Here is a 21,916-nt window from a genome sequence, read left to right on the forward strand (position 1 = left end):
GCCGTGGGTGGTCGTCGGCGGGCGCCTCCAACGGTCGGGCAGGGACTTGGTTCGAGTTCTTCGTCCTGACGTACGCCGCCGTAGGGCTCTATCCCACTGCGGCTCAAAACGACCTGTCACGATCGGTACCCCGAGACCGTGCCGCGACGCGCGGGTGATCCCCGCACGGGCGGCGGCCTGCGCGGGCCTAGGCTAGGCGGTTGCACGACCATGGGCGAGCGCAGAGGGTGGAGCGGGTGCGGAAGTTGACGTTGCCGCAGTTGGAGCGGCATCTGTTCGCGGCGGCGGACATCCTGCGAGGCAAGATGGACGCCTCCGAGTTCAAGGAGTACATCTTCGGGATGCTGTTCCTGAAGCGCGCGTCGGACATGTTCGATGCCGAGCGGGAACGAGTCGTGGCCCGCTACGCCGAGCGTGGTCCGCAGGAGGCCGAGCACCGCGCCGAACAGACGGAGTCGTACCGGGAGGCGTTCTTCGTCCCGAAGAGCGCCCGCTGGAACGATCTCCGGCGGCTGCACGACGATGTGGGTAGCGGCATCAACAAGGCTCTGTCTGCCTTGGAGGATGCCAACCCGGACTCGCTGGAGGGAGTCGTCCAGCACATCGACTTCAACCGGCAGGTCGGCAATTCACGCATATCAGACAAGAAGCTGCGGGACCTGATCTCGCACTTCAGTCGGCACCGGTTGCGCACCGAGGACTTCGAGTTTCCGGACCTTCTGGGCGCCGCGTACGAGTATCTGATCAAGCAGTTCGCGGACTCGGCCGGCAAGAGGGGCGGCGAGTTCTACACCCCGAGGACTGTCATCCGGATGATGGTCCGGCTGGTCAAGCCGACCGAAGGCATGAGCGTGTATGACCCGTGCTCGGGCTCCGGCGGCATGCTGATTCACGCAAAGGAGTACGTCGAGGAGCACGGCGGCAACCCGCGCAACCTGCTGCTGGCTGGGCAGGAGAACGCTGGCAGCGTCTGGTCAATCTCGAAGATGAACCTGCTGTTGCACGGCATCCCCGGCGCGGCGATCGAGAACGACGACACCCTGGCCAACCCACGCCACGCTCACGGCGGCCAGCTCGATTTGTTCGACCGGGTGCTGTCCAACCCACCGTTCTCGCTGAACTACTCCAGCGACGGAATGCGCTACAGCAACCGCTTCCGCTGGGGCTGGGCACCGGAGGGCGGCAAGAAGGCCGACCTGATGTTCGTCCAACACATGGTCGCCGTACTCAAGACCAACGGGGTCGCCGCCACCGTCATGCCGCACGGCGTGCTGTTCCGCGGCGGCGGCGAGCGGGACATCCGCACCAACCTGCTGAACGACGACGTCATTGAGGCCATCATCGGCCTCGCGCCCAACTTGTTCTACGGAACCGGCATTCCCGCCTGCGTACTAGTGCTCCGCGCGCCAGGCTCGAAGTCGCCGTCGCGCGCAGGCCGAGTGCTGTTCATCAACGCCGACCACGAGTACGCCTCCGGCCGCGCACAGAACTACCTACTGCCTGAGCACATCGAGAAGATTGTGTATGCGCACGAGGCGTTTACGGACATCCCTGGCTACGCCCGCGTGGTGACCCGCGAGGAATTGCGGGACAACGATGACAACCTCAACATCCGCCGGTACGCCGACAACGCCCCGCCGCCGGAGCCGCACGATGTAGGTGCCCACCTGCATGGCGGCGTACCGAAGGCCGAAGTCGCCGGCAAGGCCGACCTGTTCGTCGCGCACGGATTCACCGCCAACGCCGTGTTCGTCGACCGCGACGACGCCTACTTCGACTTCGCCCCGGATGTCGATCGCGCCGCACTCTCAGCGCTGGTAGCCGACCATGCTGGGGTACGGGACCGCGAGGCGACGCTGGTCGCCGCCCAGCGCGAGTGGTGGGACGAGCACCGCAAGCTGATCATCGAGCTCCCAGCCACACAGCGACTGATGGCAGCGCGCGCCGAGCTGATCGAGTCGTTCACCACCGCGCTGCTGCCGGTCGGGTTGCTCGACCGGTTCCAGATCGCCGGGGTGATTGTGCGCTGGTGGGACGCCAACCAATACGACCTGCAGGCCCTTGCCACGCACGGCTTTAGCGGCGTGATGGACGGCTGGGTCACCACGATCGGCACCGCCTTGGAAGACGAACGGCCACAGACAGACCCGTTGGAGCACCGAGTAGTGCCGAAGCTTGTGCCCGAATATCTAGAGGAGTTGGCTGGGGACGAGGCACAGCGGGCCGAGCTAGACGCTCAAATCGCGGCAGCCAGCATGTCGACCGACGAGGACGACAATCCGGCAGACGAGGACGCCGAGCGGACGCTCAGCCCGGCGGACCTGAAGCGGCTTAAGGCGGAACTGACGAAGTTGCGCAAGCGGCAGCGCGAACTGAAAGCCCAGTTCATCGTCACGCTTGACCAGGCACGGGCGGCTCTGACCGGCCTAGAGGACCAGGATCTGGTAATGAAGATTTGGCAGGAAGATCTGGCGGCCCACCTAAACGGCTACGTGACTGAGCATCGCCGTCACGTGATCGCCGCGTGCGAGAACTGGTGGGACAAGTACGCCGTCTCCGTGGCTGACATCGAGTCTCAACGCGCCATTGCCAGCGCCCAGGTCACCACGTACCTCAAGGAGCTGGGCTATGCCTGACTCGATCTTAAACCGATTCTGTCCGGAACTCCCGAGCGGCTGGAGCACCGAACGGATCGGGGACTGCCTGACGCAAGTAATTCACCCGATCCGCATGAAGGATTCGGAGGCTTATCGCCTCGTTAGCATACGACGCCGAAATAACGGGATGTTTGATCGCCACATCCTGAAAGGGAAGGATATCCTTACGAAGGACCTCCAAAAAGTCATACCCAACAGTTTCGCCATCGCGCGGCGTCAAATCATCCACGGAGCTTGCACTTTCGTTGATGACGACTTCGCCAATGCGGCGGTATCTTCGAGCTACAGCATATTTCTTGGTACGGGGAAGTGCGACGCGCGGTACTTCTCGTGGCTGGCCCAGCACCCACTGATGTACGCCTACTTCGTGGCGGCGAGTCACGGCATCGTGATCGAAAAGATGAATTTCGACCAAGAGCGGTGGTTGGGATTCTCCATACGTCTTCCTCCTCTACGCGAGCAGCGGCGGATTGTGGAGATTTTGGACTCGGTGGACGAGTCAATTCGCTCCACCGAGCGCCTGATCGAGAAACTTCGACAGGCCCGCACCGGACTGCTGTCGGACCTGCTACGCGATGACGGGTCCAAAGGATACTTAGGTATCGGGCCATCTTCATGGCGGACAGAAGCACTGGGATACCTGGCGGATATTGCCGGCGGGGTGGCTCTTGGTAGGTCCTTGCCAGGAAGCGGAGTTATCGAGCTGCCATACCTCCGGGTGGCTAATGTGCAGGACGGGTACATTGACGCCTCTGACATAAAAAGCGTGCGGGTCGCGCGGAGCGAAGTCCGTCGCTACGAGCTTGCCCCCGGAGACTTTCTGATGACAGAAGGCGGCGACTTTGACAAGCTGGGTCGCGGCGCTGTCTGGGACGGCTCGATAGCTCCCTGTCTCCATCAAAATCACATCTTCAGGGTGCGGACCGATCGGTCGCGGCTGCTTCCCGAATTCCTGGCCATGTACGTCGGATCTTTCAGGGCGCGGAGATATTTCGTCGGCGCTTCCAAGCAAACTACAAATCTAGCGACGATCAATATGACCCAGGTGCGCGCATTCCCGTTGCCTGTCCCGCCGCTAAGTGAGCAAGAGCGAATCGCCTCCACTCTCGCCTCATATGATGAGCAGGTCCAAGCTCATGTCAGGGAGCTTGGAATGCTACGGCATGTCAGACAAGGCATGATGAACGACCTGTTGACGGGGCGGGTGCGCGTTCTAACGGAGGAGGCTTAGCAGCGTGAGCTTTGGGCCGGAGTATGAGCGGGTCGAGCGGCCGCTGATCGAACAACTCGTGCGCCTGGGCTGGGGGCACACCGAGGGCGGCAGAGCTTCCGCCTCGACTACTACCGGCCGCGAGAGCTTTCGGGACGTGCTCCTACTCGACCGACTCCGGGCCGCGCTGCGCCGGATCAACCTCAACGACAACAGCCGCGAGTGGCTCGACGACGGCAGAATCAACCAGGCGATCTCCCAGCTCACCCGGCCCCAGGCGACATCCCTCCTTGAGGTCAACGAGGAGCTGACTGAGCGGCTGCTGCGCGGTGCCACCGTGGATGGCGTAGACGGCTGGGACGGTGGCCGGGTTCGCACAGTCCACTTCGTCGACTGGACGAGCCCCGACCCGCTCGCTCGTAACGATTTCCTGGTGGTCAACCAATTCCGGGTGGATCCACCCGGCGGCCGTTCGCCGATCTGGCCGGACGCGGTGCTGTTCGTAAATGGCATTCCACTGGTCGTAGTCGAGGCCAAATCGCCGACTGCACCCGATCCGATCGGTTCGGCCGTGGAGCAGCTTCGCCGGTATGCCAATCAGCGGGAATCGGTGGAGCCGGAGGGTAGCGAGCGACTGTTCCACACCAACCAGTTCGTGGTTGCGACCTGCTTCGAGACTGCGAAGTCCGGCACGTTCACTGGATTGGTGGAGCACTACGCCGAGTGGAAGACGACCGCCCCCGTACCGGAGAGGGATGTGGAGGCTTCCCTCGGTGTGGCGCATCTGTCACCGCAACAGCGGCTGGTCGCGGGCATGCTGCATCCGGCCCGGCTACTGGACCTGGTGCGGCACTTCACACTGTTCACGCAGCCGGAGGACCGGAAGATCAAGGTGATCGCCCGGTATCAGCAGTACCGGGCTGTCCGCACGACGATCGAGCGGCTGCTGACCGGCCCGACCCGGGCGCAGGACGGCGAGCACGATAGGCGCGGCGGAATCATCTGGCATACCCAGGGGTCGGGCAAGAGCCTGACCATGGTGTTCCTGGTTCGGGCCATGCGATCGCACCCGGCGTTGGTCGGGTTCAAGGTCGTTGTGGTGACCGACCGCAAGGATCTGCAGAAGCAGCTCGCCGAGACGGCGGAGCTAACCGGTGAGACGGTCCGTACGGCGACCAAGGTGGCCAAAGCCAAGGAGCTGCTGGCCATCCCAGGCAAGGCGCTGATCTTCGTGATGGTGCAGAAGTACCGCAACCCCCAGGCGAAGAAGACCGACGACGCTGCACTGAAGAACATTGGTGAGCTGGACAAGTCCGCCGAGGTGCTGGTGTTTGTCGACGAGGCGCACCGGTCGCACTCGAACGCGTTGCATGCGGCGTTGCAGAAGGCACTGCCCAACGCGGCCAGGGTTGGGTTCACCGGTACGCCGATCATCATGGGTGCAAAGAAGAAGACCCATACGATCTTCGGTGAGTACCTGGACCGGTACGACATCCGCCAGTCCGAGGCCGACGGGGCGACCGTGCCGATCCTGTACGAGGGCCGTACCACCCGTGGCGGTATCAACGACGCTGACGACATCGACGAGTTCATCGACCTCTACGGGCTCACCCGGGAGCAGACTGAGGAGCTGAAGAAGCGGTACGCCACCAAGCGGCACGTCGCCGAGGCCGAGCAGCTTATCGCCGCAAAGGCGGCGAACATGCTGCGCCACTATGTCGAGGTGGTGCTGCCGAACGGCTTCAAGGCGCAGGTGGTGGCCACCAGCCGACTCGCCACCGTCCGCTACCGGACCGCGTTCCTGGCTGCCCGGGATGCCCTGATCGCTGAGCTGGATGCTCTCGATCCGGCGTGGAAGACCCCAGACGCCCTGGAGCGGGTCGATCGGCTGACCGCCAAGCGTGCCCTACTGGTGCGGGCGTGGCCTTATCGGGACGTCGTCGCGCAGCTCGACTTCGTACCGGTGATCTCCGGCATGCAGAACGACAAGTCGCCCATCGTGGAGTGGACCAGCGGGTACGAGCAGGTGGTCGACGACTTCAAAAAGAAGAAGCTGCCCATGCCGGGCGTGCCCGCTGACCAGACCAGCCCGGTGGCGATGCTAATCGTCAACGCCATGCTGCTGACCGGCTTCGACGCACCTCGCGAGCAGGTGCTCTACCTGGATAAGGCGATTCGAGAGGCGGACCTGCTACAGGCCATCGCACGGGTCAACCGCACCACCTCGGGTAAGAGCGTCGGCTACGTCGTGGACTACTACGGCGTCGCGCACCACCTGGCGCAGGCGTTGGAAGCGTATGCAGACGACGACATCGACGGCGCGCTGACCAGCCTCAACGACGAGGTACCGAGGCTGGCCGCCGCTCACGCCGCGGTGCGTCAGCTCTTCGCGGGCATCAGTGATTTCAGCAGTGTGGCGGGGCAGGACGCCTGCGTGGAGGCGCTGGCCGAGGAGCGGCTGCGGGCCAGGTTCGAGGCAGCACTCAAGGCGTTCAACCGCAGCATGGAGATCGTTTTGCCGTCGGATAAGGCCCTGCCGTATGTGGCCGACGCGAAGGCGTTCGGCACGATCGCGCTGCTGGCCCGCCGCCGCTACCGCGACCATACGCTGTTCGACGTTCGGGTCTACGGCGAGAAGGTCCGAGCGCTGATCGACGCGCACGTCCAATCCCTGGGCATTACCCAGAAGATCCCACCGATCTCCATCACCTCGGCCGACTACGCGGAGAAGGTCAGCGGACTGACCAGCCCGCGAGCCAAGGCATCAGAGATGGAGCATGCCATCCGGCACCACATCGGCGAGCGCATGGACACCGACCCGGCCCACTACCAGCGGCTGTCCGAGCACCTGGAGCAGATCATCAGCCAGCTGCGGGACCAGTGGGAGCAACTCGCACTGGCGCTGGCCGACTTCCTACCGGTGGTGACCTCTGGCCGAACCGAGGACAGCAACGGACTCGACCCGGGTATCGAGGCACCGTTCCACGACCTCATCGCCCAAGAGTTGGCCGACTACGGCCGACCGGTCGCCACCGAGATCGCCGGACCGCTACGGCAGGCCACCATCGACGTCGTACACCTCATCCGCGACGACATACGTCTGGTCGGGTTCTGGGACAACCCGCACAAACGCGAACAGCTCCGCCGGGCGATCATCGCGCGACTGGACGACAGCCGGCTGGAGGACGGCAGCGACCTGTTCGAGTACGCCATGCTGCGACCGCTCGCCGACCGGCTGCTCGAGCTGGCCAAGCACAACCACCACCGGCTGGCGTCGTCGCCGTGAGCGTGGCCGAAGCGCTACCCGACACGATGCTCATCGGTGACCTGCACTTCGCGGTCCGTGAGTCGCCGCGCCGCGCCACCGTCGGCATCACCGTCGACCGGGACGGGTCGCTGTACCTGCAGGCACCTACCGGATGCCCACCTGACGCGTTGGCCGCATGGGCGTACTCGAAACGGATGTGGGTCTACCGCAAGCTGGCCGAGAAGGACCTCCTGCTATCCGCCCGGCCAGCAAAGGAGTTCGTCAGCGGGGAGGGGTTCGCATACCTGGGCCGTAGCCACCGCCTGCTCGTCGCAGACACCGATGAAGTACGGATGGAGCGCGGTCGGCTGCTTCTTCCCCGAACGGCGGCGGCCGGCCCAGACCCGAGCGCATATCTGGTCCGCTGGTATCGCGCTCGGGGCCGGCAGTGGTTGCCAGGTCGGATCCGTCCGTGGACCGACCGGATGGGGATGTTCGCGACCGGGCTGGATGTGCGGGACCTCGGCTACCGATGGGGGTCCCTGAGCGGCAATGGCCGGCTCAATATCCACTGGGCAACCCTGCAGCTACCGCCGTCGCTGATCGACTACGTGCTGGTGCACGAGCTCGCGCACGTAGCGCACCCGCAGCACACGCCCGCGTTCTGGGCGATGGTGGAACGGGCTATGCCCGACTACGAACGCCGCAAGTCCGATCTGCTCGGCGCCGGTGCCCGACTATGGATGGGTTGACGTTCGATGAGCATTACTTGGCGAGAGTCACTGCCATCTGCAGCTATGGTCGTCGCACGGGAGCTGTTTCATCCTTGCCTGAATCGGGCCGTCTGCCCCGCCACTGTCGAGACCAGGTCACGCTCACGGTACGCAATCTGAGCATTTTGTGCTTGCACTACGTCACAGTGTAACTTCAGATCGCCCGCGCCTTGAGTAAGTGCTGATAGGGGTCTACATGCGTGAGGTCGTACGTCGGTCGGTACGGGCGATCCTGTGGGACGAACGCGATCAGCTCGTGTTGATCAAGAGGACGAACCCTGGCCATGCCCCTTACTGGACTGCGCCCGGTGGCGGCCTCGAGCCGACGGACGCATCCCTCGATGCAGCCCTGCGCCGTGAGCTGCGGGAGGAGTTGGGCGCGGAGGCAGAGCGCCTTAGCCAGGTGTTCTTGTTCAGCTCGCTGTCCGGCGAGGGGGTGTCCGTACAGCACTTCGTCTCCTGCCGGCTCACACGGGTTGACGAGAGTGCCCGTACGGGTGCGGAGTTCACTGATCCGGGCCGTGGTGGCTATGCCTTGGACCGGGTGGCAGTCGACCAGCTTGCTGAGGTGGACCTGAAGCCTGAGGCCCTGAAGGAGTTCATCCTCGCGAACGCCGATGCCTTGCTATCGGAGTTCAGCTGAGGCGGGCCAGATCCCTGCCGGTTCGAGCGTGAATCGGCGCGCAGCTTCGAACACGTCCTGGGGGCGACTCGCTCCGGCGGTGATCGCTGCGATGGCGCCGATGAGTACTCGGTGCGAGACGATCAAGGCGGTGTTTCGTCCGGCGGGGTGTCCGAGGACCACCGCGGCGGCCATCGCCCGTTCGTAGAGCGCTGTGAGGCTCTCGCCCCCGGCCAGGGCCGAGTCCGGGTCGCGGAGCCGGTCCGTGCGCCAGTTCTGGTACTCAGATGGGTACTCCTCAGGTCCTTTGCCGAGAACGCAATCGGGGGCGCGCCACTCGGCGTACAGCGGGTTTGGGGTGGCGAGCGGCGCGCCGAGCAGCGCAGCCAGGATCTCCGCGCTTGTGGCGGCGCGCGGATGCGGGCTGGTCAACACGATTGCCGGCCGGACACCACGCTTGCGGAGTGTGTGGGCGGTGGCGGCGATCTGTGCCGCGCCGCGCGCGGTGAGGGGTGTGTCGGGTCGGGCATGGGCGTGGGGGCGGGTGATTCCGTCGAGGCTGGTTCCGTGGCGGATCCAGAGGGTGGTCATGACAGGTGCCAGCCGCCGTCGATGTTGATCGCTTGGCCGGTGATGAATCCCGCTTCTGGTGAGGCCAGGAGGGCGATGGCGGCGGCGACGTCTGAGGGTTGGCCTCGTCGTTTGATGCACTGTCGGTCGAGCTGGCGTCGGACCATGGCGTCGTGGTCGGGTACGACGCTGTATTCAGCGGGGACCTCGATCGAGCCGGGCCGCACGGTGTTGACGGTGATGTTGTGGGGGCCGAGTTCGCGGGCGAGCGCGCGGACGAGTCCTTCCAGGCCGCTTTTCGCGGCGATGTAGCCGGCGAGGTCGACGCGTCCGAGCTGGGTCATGACTGAGGAGACGGCGATGATGCGGCCGTAGTTGTTGCTGATGAAGGCTGGTGTGGCGGCGCGGATGACAGCGGCGTGCGTGACGAGGTTGAGTTCGAGCTGGTCGCGAAGGACGTTGAGGTCCGTCTGGCTCCACGGGATGCGGGGGTACGCGCCGGCGTTGCTGATCAGGGCCGCGAGATGGGTAGCGTGTTGCTCGATGGTGGCGCTGAGTGCGGCGTGGGTGTCAGCGGCGGTCAGGTCGCCGGTGACGGTGTGGGTCTGTGCGCCGTGGCGGCGGGCGGCCTCGACGACTGCGGCGAGGTTGGTGTCGTCGTACCGGTGGGTCAGGACGAGGTCGAAGGCGGCTGACAGCCGGGCGGCGATGGCCGCTCCGATGCCTGTGCCTGCTCCGGTGATGACGGCGATGGGGCGGCTCATAAGGGCGGCTCCGCTGGCGTCTGAGTGGTCAGTCCGAGGATCTGCTCCAGGTCGGCGTCGGGTGCGTAGAGGTCGGCGAGTAGGCCCAGCGACAGAGCGGCGTCGCGGGGTTTCAGGAACTGCAGTGGGTAGACGGCGAGGATCCGCATGGCGAGGTACGGGCGTATCCAGGTGAGCAAATCCGTAGCGGCGGAGAGTGCGAGCGGCCGGGCGAGCGTCGTGAGGTATCGGGTGATGGCTCGCCGCCGGGCCGGCGATGGTTGGTGCTGGTAGTCGATGCCGACGGCTCGGTGGGAGAGTCTCTTGAGCCGTACGGTGGGTTCGACAGCTTCGGCGAGTGCCTTCCTGTGGTCGGCGTAGGCGTCGGTGTTGTAGTGAGGGACGAGCCAGGCGCCGTGCAGTCTCTGGTACCAGAGGAAGCAGGCGATCTCGCCGGGGAGGGCGTTGAGGCCTGCGGTGTCGTAGTCGAACCAGACGGGCTGGTTGTCGGCGTCGAGGCCGATGTTGAAGTCGGTGGGATCGCCCTGGGTCATCGCGGCCCAGACCTGCTCGTCCGGGTGGAAGGCGTCGCGCAGCTCGCTCACGAGGACAGGAAGGTCGAGCCGTCGGGGCTGTCCGTTGACCATGAGGGTGGTCTCCCGCAGCTCAGAGGGCCGGAGACCGTCAGCGTCGGCAAGTTTGAGCACGATCGGGTTGTGGCCGTAGTAGTGATCCAGCCTGCCGCCAGGCTGGGCCCGGTCCCGGTAGAGCTTGCTGTTGGCGCGTGAGGCGGGGACTCGGCAGATGGTCGCATCGATGGTTCGGCGGTAGTGCCGGAAGGTTGCGTCGAGCCCGCAGTCGAGGTTGGCCGCGCTGCCGGGGCCGGTGGACGTGAGAGCGTCGAGGAGTAGGCCGGCGTCCGGGAGGTCGGGTTGGTGGCGGTCGTACAGGGTGAGGGTCCAGTGCCCGATGCGGTATTGGGAATGCAGCCTCGGTAGCCGGTAGTGGTGGCGGATGCGTTGGTATCCGGCGGCTTCGGCGGCGGCCTCCGCAGGGTTCGGGTTCACTTTGGCGAAGAGGCGGTGTGCCCCGATGTCGAGGTGGAAGGTGCGGTTCATGGTGAAGCGGCGGTAGCGGGCGACGCGGATCATCGGGGCCACCAGCCGGCGCACTCTCCCGCGAAGTCGGCTATGTCCTTGGTGGGGATGGCGCGGAGGTCGCTCGCGGTGGACCAGAGACTGTCGTCGTAGCGGTCCCGCACGGGACACGCGTCGGCGACCGACATCAGGTGCGAGAACGGGGTGGCCACCGCGTGGTGGCGTGGTGATCCGGTGATCCATTTGGCGTAGCCGTGCCGTCCGTAGAGGCCGACTACGTGCGGTTGGGTGCCGTCCGCTCGGATGGTGAGCGCGGCGAGATGGGTCAGGCCGGTGTCGTTGCCGATGACCAGCTCGGCGGTGGCGAACAGGTCAATGCAGTCGACCGCCGTAGGGCCGTGAAGTACTTCGATCTGCCCTGCGGGTGCCGGGAGGTGGTGGCCCGGTGGTGTCACCAGGCTGAAGCGCCAGGCGCCCGAGTGGCGGGCCGACAGGTGTTCGGCGACGACGCTGAAGTTGTCGATGCCGTAGTCCTTGCGGTCGGGGCGACTCGTCGTGGCCACGAAGATCACGTGGAATGGCTGCGGCTCTGCGACGGTCGCCTGGAACCTGGGGCATGGATCATCGGACGCGGGGAGCCTGACGCCGAGGGTTTGCTCGATGTCGAGGTAGTAGCGCATCGGCAGCGCGGCATGGACCTCGACACTGTCGGCGTCGATGAGGTCGAGCAGCGTTGGAGGCGATTCCGGTACCGCGTCGAATTCCGAGGCGTTGTCGCTGCCGGGCGTGCCGAGTTGGTGCCCGTCTCCGCTCGTGACCGTGACTGGAAGGGTGCACCGGGCGATCAGGTCCGCCCGGCTGCCGCAGTACTCCAGGGTTTCGTACTGGTCGTGTGTGGCGTCGTGAAGTGCCTGCGCCATGGCGAGGCCGAGCAGCAGGTCGCCGAGTCCGCGAGAGCCGAAGTCGACGCGCCACCCGGTCTCACGAACCGCGTCGAGCCGTGCCCGCAGGGGCGGGGCCCCTCCATTGGCCCGTCGATACGGCAGGAGCCGGCCGAGCGGCGCCTGTTCACGACGGACGAGGTACCGTCCGCTGCGGTGGCGCACCGGCTCCTCGACGAGGTTCACAGCGTGGTCAGTACGCACAGCGGGACCCCATTGCGCTCGAGTAGCTGTCGGCCCTCGCCTGCGGTGTCTTCGACGAGGCAGAGCGCGCCGGTGATGTCGGCGCCGGCCGCGCGAAGCGCCTCGACGAGGTTGGTCAAAGTGAGTCCGGTGGTGATCTCGTCGTCCACGATGAGGACGCGCAGTCCTTCGAAGTCGCCGTAGGCGAAGACCTCAAGACGCCGGGCATGCGGCTCGTGGAACACGAGCTTCCCGGGTAGGTCGAGGTTGACCTTCCAGGCGAGCCGGTACTGGCTACCACTGGCCCAGGCCAGCGCGATCGTCGGCACGATGCCGCCGGCGTCAAGGCCCAGGAGAAGATCGTGCGGCCGGTACGCCGGGTGCTCGCACCATCGCTTCCACAAGCTGCGTCCCGTCGCCAGCACCTGTTCTGCGGCCACGTCGGTGCGGATGCCGTCGAGGCCGTGGACGACGCGGATCGGACGAGTGGTGTCTCCCACCCCGAGCCGGGTCACCCGATCGGCGTGAAGAACCTCGTCAAAGGCGGTGGTCATCGAAGATCTTATCCTTCCGTCTGGGGGGTGTTGGACGCGGCCGAGCAGCCGAGCGCGTCGTGGTAGGCGAGGATCTTGGCGGCGGCGCTGTGGACCCGGTGAGAGAGAGTTCTGTCCTGTCGCCACCGGTCGCCGCTGACCTCGGCCACTGCTGGGAGGTCGACGTCGGCGTCCGGATGGCTGGTGGTGAAGGCGAGGCGGACCTCCTCGCTGGCGTCGAGGTCCACCCCGTCGGCGCGCAGGATGACTTTCATGATCAGCACGACGTGCTTGTAGACAGCGCGGACATCGGGCTCGGGCTTCGCGGCGAGGCGCCGCAGCACCATCGCCACGAGCGGCAGCTCGCTGCGTGAGGCGCGGTCGTCGGTTGGTGCGTCTAAGGCGTTGAGTACGAGGCCGCTTCGGCGGTAGAGTAGGCCGCAGCCGTCGTGGGCTATCTGCCGCACCGCGTGCAGTAGTCGGGGTGGGACCGACCCGGTTAGCATCTCCCGGGTGGTGAACGACGACAGTGCAATCTTCTCGCCTGCCGGTCCGCTTTGGGGTACACGCCTGGTCTGGAGCCAGTGCAGCGGCAGCGTGTCGCGCACAACAAGGAGGTCGATGTCGCTCCATCCCGGCAGCCAGCCCTGATGGGCGAGGCTCCCGGTGGCGGCGACGAGCGCGGTCTCAGAATCGGTCAGTCTGGCGACGCAGTCCGCGAGTACCGGTTGCAGAGCCTCAGGGATGGCCGTGTCGGCGTGCGGTGGAACCCTGGCCCCGGACCTGCGGTGAACAACTTCCGTGACCGCCCTCTTCAGCGCGGCCAGGCTGCGGCCGTTGTCGATGGCCGTGTCGGCGATCGACGCGATGCGGTCTGCGCCCCGGCTCCGCTTGATCGCGTCGCGGGTGGCGAGCGATTCCACGGCCTCGGTGGCGCGCTGCGCGCGAAGCCTGTCCGGAAGGCGGAGGAACACGATCTCGCAGCGCTCGCCCCAGATCCTGCGGAGGTGTGCTGTGGCGTCGAAGCGGTGCGCGCTCTCCAGGCTGATCCGGTGCGAGCCCGGGTTCAGCGCGGCGAAGCGCAGGATCTCTTCCGTGAGCATCTGTGCCTGGGTCAGCTCGTCCCATCCACGATATGGATCTGCCGTACCGAGCCGATCGGCGGCAAGCCGCATGAGGTAGCCGATCTTCAGCCGGGTGGCTGTGTGCTCCGCGCGGAGCAACTCGCCGACCGTGCTCTTGCCGCTCTCGGACATACCGGCGAGCACCCATAGGTGCTCGATCCTGTCTGGCGGCAGCGGGACGACCGGCACGTCGAGTTGCACCAGGGCCTCGCGGATTTCGCGCTGCACATCGAGGATCGGGCGGTGCCCGCGCACCACGATGGCTTGGTACTCCCCGCCATCGACTTGAAGATCGACCGCCTCGGCCAGTCGCCGCTGATACTCGGCGTAGCGCTCGGTGGTCGGCACAGGCTCACGCGCCATGGCGTGGTGCGCCTCGGCCGCCGGCTGGTCACTATGGCGCAGTAGCAGGTGCAGCTCACGGCGCGGCGCGGGGGCGTAGCGACGTGCTTTGGTCTCGACTTGCGCGAGCGCCTCGGCGGTGGAGATGCCGTCCTTGACCGCCGCTGTCGCTGCGCAGGTCGCCACAAGCATCGGCCAGCCGCGGTCCTCCAAAGCTAAGGGGCCGCCATCGGCACACCGCGCGGCGTGGGAGCTGAAGACAAGGTCGATGTGTTCGTCAGTAGTGCTGTCGACGAACCACCACTGACTGAAGTCTCGTCGCGACACCTCGGCCCATCGCCGGTCCCACCGATCGATTGTCCCGGTGAACTCGACATCCGGCATCGCCGACGCCAGCCAGCGAGCGTTCGTGGTCTTGCCGACGTTGTCGGTGCCGTTGAGGGTGACGGCGATCCTCATCGCGGCTCCCGATAGCTCTTCAGCATGCGCCAGTGAGGAATGCGGCGGCGGCCTTCATGGATGTCGAGCACAAGGGTGTCGAAGGCTTCGGTGAGTTCGGTGAACTGCTGGAGCGCCAGCGAAGGATCGACATCGCCCGGGTCCAGCTGGGCGGTTTCCGAGAATCGCCTCCACCGAACCCATGCGATGGCCAGGCGGTCGATCACAGAGCCGATCGTCTCGGTGTGCAACGGTGCCCCGCCCAGAGGCCGGATCACTTGCTCAACCCAGGAGTCGATCTCCCCAACCAGAGCGACGCGAGTGGCGTTGAGACGGTCGATCGACCTCTTGGCGGCAGCCACCACGTGGTCGTCAGCGGATGGATCGCGGGAGATTGTCTCCGCCGCCCATTGTTCGCGGTGGTGCGAGGCGAGCCGAGATGCCGCGTGAAGGGGAACCACCCAAACCTCTGGCAGAGGCTGCGGGCGACCACCGAATGTACTGGTGATCACGTCTGAGCTGGGCAGCGTTGGACATCGTTGCTGGTCAGGGGCGAGTGGTGGGTCACCGACGGAACGGAGGGGCATTGGGTGAGCCTCCTTGATCCTTCGCAGGGCTTACTAAGGACGGCGGCCGGTGCCGAGGCCGGCGAGAGCGGTGGTCAGCGCTCACCGTCCTCGTGGTGGTGGCACTTGGTGACGCAGTCCTTTCGGATGCGGACGAGGTGGTGAGTCATGCGGGCGGTGGCGGGGTGACCGGGATGCTCGCGGCGGTGCGTGGCGATGGTGTCGGCGAGCAGGTTGCGGGCGGCTTGGCAGTGGCCGAGGTCGTGCAGGACGAGAGCTGTTGTGGCGTGAATGGCGAGGGTGCGTGGGCCGCGTGGGCCGTCGCTGCTCGCGGAGTGTTCGCCGAGCTGCCGGTAGAGGTGGTATGCGCGTTGATGGTGGCCGGCGCTGCGGTGGGCCGCAGCGAACAGGTGCAGGGCCTGCAGGCTGCGCCGGTCCGTGGCCCCGTAGAGGTGGTCGGCGCTGTGGTGGGCGTACCCGGCCCAGGAGGTGGCGGCGTCGAGTTCACCGAGCCGCAGGTGCAGTACGGCCAGGAGGGTGGCGGCTTCGGCGTGCACCGGGTGGGGTGAGGCGCTGGCGGGGTCGATGCCGATGAGGCTGTCGTGCAGGAGGTGTCGGGCGCGTAGCGGATCGCTGAGGGTCAGGTCGCGGGCGGCGGCGACCCGTTGCGCACGTTCGGTATCCCAACGGTCTGAACTGGCCAGGGGTACCGCCCGCCAGGTGAGGGTCATATCGCGAGCGACGGCGCCGACGGTCACGCGTGTCAGGACGCGATGAGCGTGCATGGCGGCCAGGTGTGGAGGCGTCGGTGTCCCTGCGGAGGAGGGGACGATCCGTGGAGCGTGTCGCAGGATCGCTCGACCGACATGAGCGGCGATGATGACGGGATCGAGTGGCCTGGGCCAGCAGTCGTTTCCGCAGAGGTACGCCGGTGCCGCGTCGGCTGGCTCAGCCTGAGCCACCGGTTGGTGGCAGAACTTGCAGTGCAGCAGCCCGGGAACCAGGTAGATATCCCATGGTCGGGTGTTGTCCGCTCCTCGGTCCGCCCGCTGCGCCGGTGGAGTGGTGGCCTTGGTGACCCATTTCTGCACGGTGCGGGGATCGAGGTTTAACTGGCGGGCGATGGTGGTGACGGCGCCATAGGCCTTGATGGTGCGGGCGTCAGCGACGCGCTGGACGACAGCGTCCACGAGGGCGGGCGGGTATCTGCGAGGGAAGGCCATGGTCTGTCCGTTGGAGGGGGTGGCCGGGTTAGGCGTGCTGGTCTTGCCAGCGGTTGTCGACCGGACGCGCGGGATTGATCGGCATTGGGCTGCTGGCGTGGTGGGGGTTGCGGCGCATGGGTCGCAGACTCGGCCCGTTCGGCAGGGTGAGGGGTGGGCGGAGCGTGTAGCCATAGCGGGCGAGCAGGCGCTCCGTCTCTGCGGGAAGGGTGGTCCAGGAGGGCAGGTCGATGCGATCGAGGCGGGCGCGGTGATGGCCGAGCAGAGCGCTGCCGAGGCCGGTCTTCTGCCAGCTTGGGGATACGGCGAGGAGCGCCAGGTGGTAGTGCGGTTCGGTGGGCTGCTGTTGCGCGATCAGGCACTCAAGCGCGGTGAAGCGCTCAGCGTGTGACCCAGCGGCCTCCACGAGGCGAGTCTGATAGTTGGCCGGTGGCGGGATCGGCCGGTAGCGGTGAAAGCCGACGATGGCGGCGGTGAGGTCGTCGGTGAGGTGCACGTCGCCGAAGAACATCGCGTGTTCCACCCACATCGCGACGACGGCGGTCATCACCCGGCGGCGCTGCGCCGCGTCCGGCACCAGCCAGTTGGCGAACGGGCTGGGGTGCACAGCGTCGGCGATCAGCGCGGCGACGGCCTGTCTGTCCGTCCAGCGGGCGGCACGGATACGAACGCTGGGGTCCACGGGTGTCGTCATCTCCTCGGCGGTCTATCGGTAGGTGGCGGTGGCGAGGTCACCGACCGCGGCGTCGACGGCGGCGGTGATCTCCCGGATGGAGCGGTGGTGCTGGGCGGCGATGGTCTTCAGGCGGGCGGTGAGCGTGTGGGTGTCGTCGTCGAGGTAAAGGTGGTCGGCGAGGCCGAGGACGGCGACGAGTCCGGCGAGCGCGGCGGTGTGGTTGTCCGGTTTTTCGCGGCCGGTGGCGAGGTAGCGCAGCCGGCCGCGGGCGACGACGGCCCACTTGGTGTCGGTGGCGAGGTAGGCGTCGGCGCGGACCAGGCCGCCGAGGCGGCGGCGGGCGGTGTGGCGCAGGATGCCGGCGGCGACGAGTCCGGCGCGGGTGCGCTCGTACAGGTCGTCGGCGAAGCTGCGCAGGAACGCCTTCACGGTCGGGCTGGTTCGGGAGTGGTGGATCGCGGCGAGGGCGGTGTCGGCGATCAGGTCACCGACCGGGTGGTCGGAGTTGAGGCGTAGCCACCGGTCGGCGGCCGAGTGGTCGTCGTAGAACTGGAGGGTGATCCGTCCGGCGAGGAACAGGTCGATCAGTACGCCGCCGGCCATGCCGAGGGCCAAGGCTTGGCGGTGCAGGTGCGGCTGGCCGGTGTCGTCGTTGTGCCCGAGCAGGAACAGCTCGTCGCGCAGCGGCAGCTGGGGTATCGACGCGGTCATCAGATGCCCCTATTCCTGGACTGCGGCGAGGTCCCGCAGCCTGGCGTGCGCGTCGCGGTAGGCGGCCAGCGGGTGCGGGAGCAGCGCCTTGTCGATGGCGGCGAGGACGGTGTAGTTGGGGTCGCAGACGTTGCCGATGGGTGCCCGCCCGGCCTGGGAGATGAGCTGGTAGGCGTCCAGGGTCTGTAGGCCGCACAGGTCGACGGTCCATGCGGTGAGGTCCTGGTGGGCGATGCGGTAGGCGTCCTCTAAGGGGCGGGCGCAGCCGACCGACATGATTGCCGTGTCGGTTTCCAGCCGGGGCCATGCGGTGTCGGCGCCTTTGATGACCTCGACCGCCAGGGTGGTGACGGTGGCGATCTCCACGCCGACACCGCACGCCTCCCCGTGGCCTTGGCGGGCGTGTCCGTCGCCGAGAGCGAGCATCGCCCCGTGCACGTTCACCCCGAGGTACAGGGTGGTCCCGGCGCGCAGTTCGGGGGTGTCGAGGTTCCCGCCGTAGTAGTCCGGGACGATCGTGGACCGGGACTCCATGCCACCCGGGGCGACGCCGATGGTGCCGATCATGGGATCCAGCGGTAGCTCGACGGTGTGCTCGCTGGCGGTGGCCCGGTAGCGGGCGATGCCCGCGTGTCGGTCGATGTCGTACACCCACACCCGCTCATCGAGGGGTGGCTGCAGGGTGGCGGTGTGCGAGGTCGACGTGAGTGCCCCGAAGTACGGGAACGTCGCCGACACGCCCCAGTCCCGGGCCAGTTCGATCGACACGAGGTGCACGGCGAGGGTGTCGCCTGGTTCGGCGTCCTCGACGAAGAACGGCCCCGACACCGGGTTCAGGTACGGCATCTGGCACACCTGCGACGGCAGGTCCGCCGGCCCCCGCACGAGACCGCCGAAGCAGTCCTGCGTGTGCACGGTGAACACATCGCCGGAGCGGACGTGGGCCACCGGGAGACGGCCGCCGAAGGTGTAGGCCAACTCGTCGCGGGCGGGCCGGTAGGTGAACTGGCTCATCCCGATCACACCCGCTCCATGTCACGTCCGACGGCCTGGGCCGGGGCCAGGCCGGTCAGCGCGGGCCGGCGGCCGGTCAGGTACAGGCCGGTCAGGACGAGCACGCCGAGGCCCAGCCAGGCCAGGCCGAGGCGCTGCGCGGCGATGTTGGCGTTGACCACCACGTAGGCGAGGATCGCGAAGCCGACCGCGGGCATGAGCAGGTGCGCGAACCAGTTGCCGCTGCGACGGCGGATCAGGTGGTGCACGACCACGGAGACGTGCAGGACCAGGAACGCGACCATCGCCCCGAAGTTGATCAGCGACGACAGCAGCGTGATCCCATCCGCCCGCGTCGCCATGTACAAGCCCAGAGCGAGGGACACGACACCGGTGAGCAAGGTGGCGTTGACCGGCACGCTGCGGCGCAGCGACACCTTCGCCAAGAAGCCCGGGAGCTGCCGGTCGCGGGCCATCGCGTACAGCAGCCGGGAGGTGGCGACCTGCGCGACCATCGAGTTCGGCAAACCCCACGCGATAGCCGTCGCCACTGCGCATACCGTCGCCAGCCAGCCTCCGTCAGCCGCCGCGGCGGCGTCGTAGAAGGCGGTGCCGTTCACATCGCCCTCGGCTCGCAGCGCGTCCGGGTTGGGCACGAGCATCGCCGCCAGCCACGTCTGCGCGATGAACAACACCCCCGCCAGGACGAGCACCGCCGCCATCGCCCGACCGATCTGCCGGGCACCGTCACGGGTCTCCTCCGCCAGCATGGAGATGCCGTCGAAGCCCAGGAACGACAGCACCGCGATCGACACCGCCCCCGCCACGAGGGACCAGGTAAAGGTGTCGGAGTTGTAGAACGCGTCCCAGCTGAACCGTCCCCTACCCGAGGCGAGGGCCCATCCGGCGACGGCGAGGAAGACCGCCAGGACGATCAGCTCACCGACGAGCATCACCCGGGTCACCAACGCCGTCATGCGGATGCCGACCGAGTTGACGACGGTGTTGACCGCGACGAACCCGAGCAGCCACAGCCACACCGGCACCGCCGGCACGGTGGAGTGCATCGCCACCGACGCCACCAGATACAGCAGGCCGGGCACGAGCACGTAATCGAGGAGGATCACCCAGCCGGCGAGGAAGCCGACCGGCGGGCTGATGCCACGACCCGCGTAGTTGTAGACGCTGCCCGACATCGGAAACGCCTTCACCATCTGCGCGTACGAGAAGGCGGTGAACACCAGCGCCACGACACCGATGGCGTAGGCGAGGGCCACCATGCCGCCGGAGCCCGCGTAGACGCTGCCGAAGATCGCCATCGGTGCGATCGGCACCATGTACACCAACCCGTAGGCCAGTAGGTCCCGAAAGCGCAACTGGCGGCTCAACTCCTGCGGATAGCCGTAGCGGGCCAGGTCGTTCGAGGCTGTCATCGGTAATCCTCACGAGGATGGGAAGCGCGGGGAGACGCCTACCGGGTGGTCGTAAACGACCCGACGGCGACGGGTATCCGCAGTCGATGTTGTTGTGGCAGCCACTCCATTCATCACCGGTGGTGGCTACATCCGGACCTACGGTGATCCGGCTAGGCAAGCTTGCCAAGTGCATCCACGTGAATGGATCCCCAGTCGTGGTGAGGTTTTCCCCCACCCGCGCACGCCTACGACCTGCACATGATTTGATCAATTAGCGAGGAGCTACCCATCCCAGGGCCGGTCGCCTCGCCGCGCCCCGTATCGATTCCGGTGAGAGGGGCGATACCGTGCGACAGGAGGCCGAACGTAGGAGGTGACCGCGATGGCAAGGACGACGGGCACCAAGGCGCAGCGCGATCACGTACGCCAGACACTGGCCGGTTTCGGAGCGACACCGACAGCCATCGCCGCCGAGCTACAGCGACGCTTCGGGCTGCGCCCCCGAGATGCCTTCCGCCAGGCCCATGGTTGGACCCAGGACGCGGTGGCCGAGAGACTGAACGCCAGAGGGAACGGGTCGGCGACGTTCACCGGGGCGCGGATCAGCGACTACGAGCGGTGGCCCTTCGGCGGCCGTCGGCCCACCTTGGCCGCCTTGAACGCGCTGGCGCAGGTCCTCGGAACCGAATCGAGCAGTCTGGTCGATCTCGATGACCTGGCCGCCATGCAGGAAGCAGACCGAGAGGCGCTGAGCGGCAGGAACGCCGCCCTGATGGCTGCGCCATCGGCCGCATCTTCAGCACCGCCTGGCGCGATGGCTGAGCCTCTGCGGTGGGACCTCAGTGCTCTGCAGGACGAGATGGAACTGGTGATAGCGGTGGCAGAACGCACGGCGAGCTTCGGCGCATGGGCGCAAGGCTCCAACGTCGGGCCCTTGACTCTTGAGGATGTCGCTGCCTCCACCCGCAGGATCGCGGTCGACTACCTGACCGAGCCGCCCGTTGTCGTCTACGCCCGGGCCGGGCTCCTGGCGGATCGCGTATTTCGCCTTCTGCAGACCGGGCGTCAGGATCCTGATCAGTCTCGGGAGCTCTACACCTGGGCGGGCTACCTTTGCACGCTCCTCGCCTGGATGGCTGGCGACCTCGGTCACCCGGCCGCAGCCGAGTCCCAGGCACGCACCGCCTGGATGTGCGCCGAGACTGTCCGCGACAACACCCTCCGTGCCTGGGTTCTCTCCACGATCAGCAAGATTCACCTGTGGGAGCGACGGTTCGAGGACGCGGCGAACGCCGCCATGCGTGGCTACGGCCACGCGGCCGAGGGGAGCGCGGCGGTCATGCTGGCTTGCCAGGAAGCGGACGCGTGGGCGGAGATTGGCGCTGCCGAGCCGGCCCGGGCAGCACTGCAACGGGCCGAGGAGGCCCGCCAACACGCCAGCCGTGACCCGGTGGGTGGCCTTCTCGCCTGCGGCACGGTGCGCCAACACAACTACGCTGGTTCGGTGCTGCTCCGCATCGGCGAGGCCGCCAACGCCATCCAGCACGCCGAGCACGCCCTTACGGAAGCCGCCGCGGACCCGTCGGTCGCCTACGGCACGCTCGCCCAGATCCGCATCTGGGCTGCGGCGGCGCATCTCAAAGCCGGCAGCCTTGATGGCGCGGTTTCGGTCCTGTCACCAGTGCTCGCTCTGCCACCCGAACAGCGGCTCGACCCGCTGGTGCACCGCCTCCGCGGCGTCGGGCGCAGCCTCGCCGGCAACCCGTCGCTGCGCACGAGCATCGAGGCCCGCAGTGTCCAAGCAGCCATCACCGAGTTCTGCGCCACCGGCGCAGCCCGGCAACTTCCCTGA

Annotated in this window: 18 protein-coding genes; 6 read left to right on the plus strand and 12 right to left on the minus strand. The window is 66.9% G+C overall.

Going from position 1 to position 21,916, the window contains the following annotated elements:
- Positions 1 to 236 precede the first annotated feature (236 nt).
- The 5 genes from ACFT41_RS01965 to ACFT41_RS01985 all read left to right on the plus strand — a co-directional run bounded on the left by ACFT41_RS01965 (position 237) and on the right by ACFT41_RS01985 (position 8,530).
- Positions 237 to 2,636: an N-6 DNA methylase gene (locus ACFT41_RS01965; RefSeq protein ID WP_377581381.1), complete on the plus strand. Its 2,400-nt coding sequence runs from the start codon at positions 237 to 239 to the stop codon at positions 2,634 to 2,636.
- Positions 2,629 to 3,888 carry a restriction endonuclease subunit S gene (locus tag ACFT41_RS01970; protein WP_377581383.1) on the plus strand — a complete coding sequence of 420 codons (1,260 nt, stop codon included), beginning with the start codon at positions 2,629 to 2,631 and terminating at the stop codon, positions 3,886 to 3,888. The genes ACFT41_RS01965 and ACFT41_RS01970 overlap by 8 nt, the downstream gene beginning before the upstream one ends.
- 4 nt (positions 3,889 to 3,892) lie before the next feature.
- Positions 3,893 to 7,153 (plus strand): type I restriction endonuclease subunit R, encoded by a 3,261-nt coding sequence (locus ACFT41_RS01975; protein ID WP_377581385.1) that lies wholly within the window; start codon positions 3,893 to 3,895, stop codon positions 7,151 to 7,153.
- The gene (locus tag ACFT41_RS01980; protein ID WP_377581387.1) at positions 7,150 to 7,866 is read left to right on the plus strand and encodes a M48 family metallopeptidase; all 717 of its coding nucleotides are present in this window, start codon (positions 7,150 to 7,152) and stop codon (positions 7,864 to 7,866) included. Before ACFT41_RS01975 ends, ACFT41_RS01980 begins: the two co-directional genes overlap by 4 nt.
- A gap of 217 nt (positions 7,867 to 8,083) precedes the next feature.
- On the plus strand, positions 8,084 to 8,530 hold the full coding sequence (locus ACFT41_RS01985; protein ID WP_377581389.1) for an NUDIX domain-containing protein: 447 nt from the start codon (positions 8,084 to 8,086) through the stop codon (positions 8,528 to 8,530).
- Here ACFT41_RS01985 and ACFT41_RS01990 read toward each other — a convergent pair.
- The 12 genes from ACFT41_RS01990 to ACFT41_RS02045 form a co-directional block, all read right to left on the minus strand.
- Complete coding sequence (locus ACFT41_RS01990) at positions 8,513 to 9,100, minus strand: histidine phosphatase family protein (protein ID WP_377581392.1); 588 nt, start codon at positions 9,098 to 9,100, stop codon at positions 8,513 to 8,515. The genes ACFT41_RS01985 and ACFT41_RS01990 overlap by 18 nt on opposite strands.
- The gene (locus ACFT41_RS01995; protein WP_377581394.1) at positions 9,097 to 9,843 is read right to left on the minus strand and encodes an SDR family NAD(P)-dependent oxidoreductase; all 747 of its coding nucleotides are present in this window, start codon (positions 9,841 to 9,843) and stop codon (positions 9,097 to 9,099) included. Before ACFT41_RS01995 ends, ACFT41_RS01990 begins: the two co-directional genes overlap by 4 nt.
- Positions 9,840 to 10,973, minus strand: a complete 1,134-nt coding sequence (locus ACFT41_RS02000) for a hypothetical protein (protein ID WP_377581396.1) — start codon at positions 10,971 to 10,973, stop codon at positions 9,840 to 9,842. Before ACFT41_RS02000 ends, ACFT41_RS01995 begins: the two co-directional genes overlap by 4 nt.
- A complete protein-coding gene (locus tag ACFT41_RS02005; RefSeq protein ID WP_377581399.1) occupies positions 10,970 to 12,046 on the minus strand; it encodes a glycosyltransferase family 9 protein in 1,077 nt (358 codons plus the stop codon). The genes ACFT41_RS02000 and ACFT41_RS02005 overlap by 4 nt, the downstream gene beginning before the upstream one ends.
- Positions 12,043 to 12,597 carry a phosphoribosyltransferase gene (locus ACFT41_RS02010; protein WP_377581402.1) on the minus strand — a complete coding sequence of 185 codons (555 nt, stop codon included), beginning with the start codon at positions 12,595 to 12,597 and terminating at the stop codon, positions 12,043 to 12,045. The genes ACFT41_RS02005 and ACFT41_RS02010 overlap by 4 nt, the downstream gene beginning before the upstream one ends.
- A gap of 8 nt (positions 12,598 to 12,605) precedes the next feature.
- Entirely contained in the window at positions 12,606 to 14,501 is a 1,896-nt protein-coding gene (locus ACFT41_RS02015) for a hypothetical protein (RefSeq protein ID WP_377581404.1), read from the minus strand.
- Positions 14,498 to 15,067, minus strand: coding sequence for a DUF4254 domain-containing protein (locus ACFT41_RS02020; RefSeq protein WP_377581406.1), 570 nt, complete (start codon positions 15,065 to 15,067; stop codon positions 14,498 to 14,500). Before ACFT41_RS02020 ends, ACFT41_RS02015 begins: the two co-directional genes overlap by 4 nt.
- A 74-nt stretch (positions 15,068 to 15,141) precedes the next feature.
- Positions 15,142 to 16,236: a hypothetical protein gene (locus ACFT41_RS02025; RefSeq protein WP_377581408.1), complete on the minus strand. Its 1,095-nt coding sequence runs from the start codon at positions 16,234 to 16,236 to the stop codon at positions 15,142 to 15,144.
- 61 nt (positions 16,237 to 16,297) lie between these two features.
- Positions 16,298 to 16,963 carry a GNAT family N-acetyltransferase gene (locus ACFT41_RS02030; protein WP_377581411.1) on the minus strand — a complete coding sequence of 222 codons (666 nt, stop codon included), beginning with the start codon at positions 16,961 to 16,963 and terminating at the stop codon, positions 16,298 to 16,300.
- A gap of 12 nt (positions 16,964 to 16,975) precedes the next feature.
- The gene (locus tag ACFT41_RS02035) at positions 16,976 to 17,656 is read right to left on the minus strand and encodes a GPP34 family phosphoprotein (RefSeq protein ID WP_377581414.1); all 681 of its coding nucleotides are present in this window, start codon (positions 17,654 to 17,656) and stop codon (positions 16,976 to 16,978) included.
- Positions 17,657 to 17,665: 9 nt separating this feature from the next.
- Positions 17,666 to 18,670, minus strand: a complete 1,005-nt coding sequence (locus ACFT41_RS02040; protein WP_377581416.1) for an acetamidase/formamidase family protein — start codon at positions 18,668 to 18,670, stop codon at positions 17,666 to 17,668.
- 5 nt (positions 18,671 to 18,675) lie between these two features.
- The gene (locus ACFT41_RS02045; RefSeq protein WP_377581418.1) at positions 18,676 to 20,082 is read right to left on the minus strand and encodes an APC family permease; all 1,407 of its coding nucleotides are present in this window, start codon (positions 20,080 to 20,082) and stop codon (positions 18,676 to 18,678) included.
- A 364-nt stretch (positions 20,083 to 20,446) separates the two neighbouring features.
- Here ACFT41_RS02045 and ACFT41_RS02050 point away from each other — a divergent pair, with 364 nt between their 5' ends.
- Positions 20,447 to 21,916, plus strand: coding sequence for a helix-turn-helix domain-containing protein (locus ACFT41_RS02050; protein WP_377581421.1), 1,470 nt, complete (start codon positions 20,447 to 20,449; stop codon positions 21,914 to 21,916).

The sequence above is a fragment of the Micromonospora sp. NPDC057141 genome (assembly GCF_042670805.1).
Classification (GTDB): domain Bacteria; phylum Actinomycetota; class Actinomycetes; order Mycobacteriales; family Micromonosporaceae; genus Micromonospora.

Bases quoted from the DNA above. Each gene is read 5' to 3' on its own strand.
- ACFT41_RS02050 (WP_377581421.1), top strand. From the start codon at position 20,447: ATGGCAAGGACGACGGGCACCAAGGCGCAGCGCGATCACGTACGCCAG.
- ACFT41_RS02035 (WP_377581414.1), bottom strand. From the start codon at position 17,656: ATGACCGCGTCGATACCCCAGCTGCCGCTGCGCGACGAGCTGTTCCTG.
- ACFT41_RS01995 (WP_377581394.1), bottom strand. From the start codon at position 9,843: ATGAGCCGCCCCATCGCCGTCATCACCGGAGCAGGCACAGGCATCGGA.
- ACFT41_RS02010 (WP_377581402.1), bottom strand. From the start codon at position 12,597: ATGACCACCGCCTTTGACGAGGTTCTTCACGCCGATCGGGTGACCCGG.
- ACFT41_RS02040 (WP_377581416.1), bottom strand. From the start codon at position 18,670: ATGAGCCAGTTCACCTACCGGCCCGCCCGCGACGAGTTGGCCTACACC.
- ACFT41_RS01985 (WP_377581389.1), top strand. From the start codon at position 8,084: ATGCGTGAGGTCGTACGTCGGTCGGTACGGGCGATCCTGTGGGACGAA.
- ACFT41_RS02015 (WP_377581404.1), bottom strand. From the start codon at position 14,501: ATGAGGATCGCCGTCACCCTCAACGGCACCGACAACGTCGGCAAGACC.
- ACFT41_RS02000 (WP_377581396.1), bottom strand. From the start codon at position 10,973: ATGATCCGCGTCGCCCGCTACCGCCGCTTCACCATGAACCGCACCTTC.
- ACFT41_RS02045 (WP_377581418.1), bottom strand. From the start codon at position 20,082: ATGACAGCCTCGAACGACCTGGCCCGCTACGGCTATCCGCAGGAGTTG.
- ACFT41_RS02020 (WP_377581406.1), bottom strand. From the start codon at position 15,067: ATGCCCCTCCGTTCCGTCGGTGACCCACCACTCGCCCCTGACCAGCAA.
- ACFT41_RS01970 (WP_377581383.1), top strand. From the start codon at position 2,629: ATGCCTGACTCGATCTTAAACCGATTCTGTCCGGAACTCCCGAGCGGC.
- ACFT41_RS02030 (WP_377581411.1), bottom strand. From the start codon at position 16,963: ATGACGACACCCGTGGACCCCAGCGTTCGTATCCGTGCCGCCCGCTGG.
- ACFT41_RS01990 (WP_377581392.1), bottom strand. From the start codon at position 9,100: ATGACCACCCTCTGGATCCGCCACGGAACCAGCCTCGACGGAATCACC.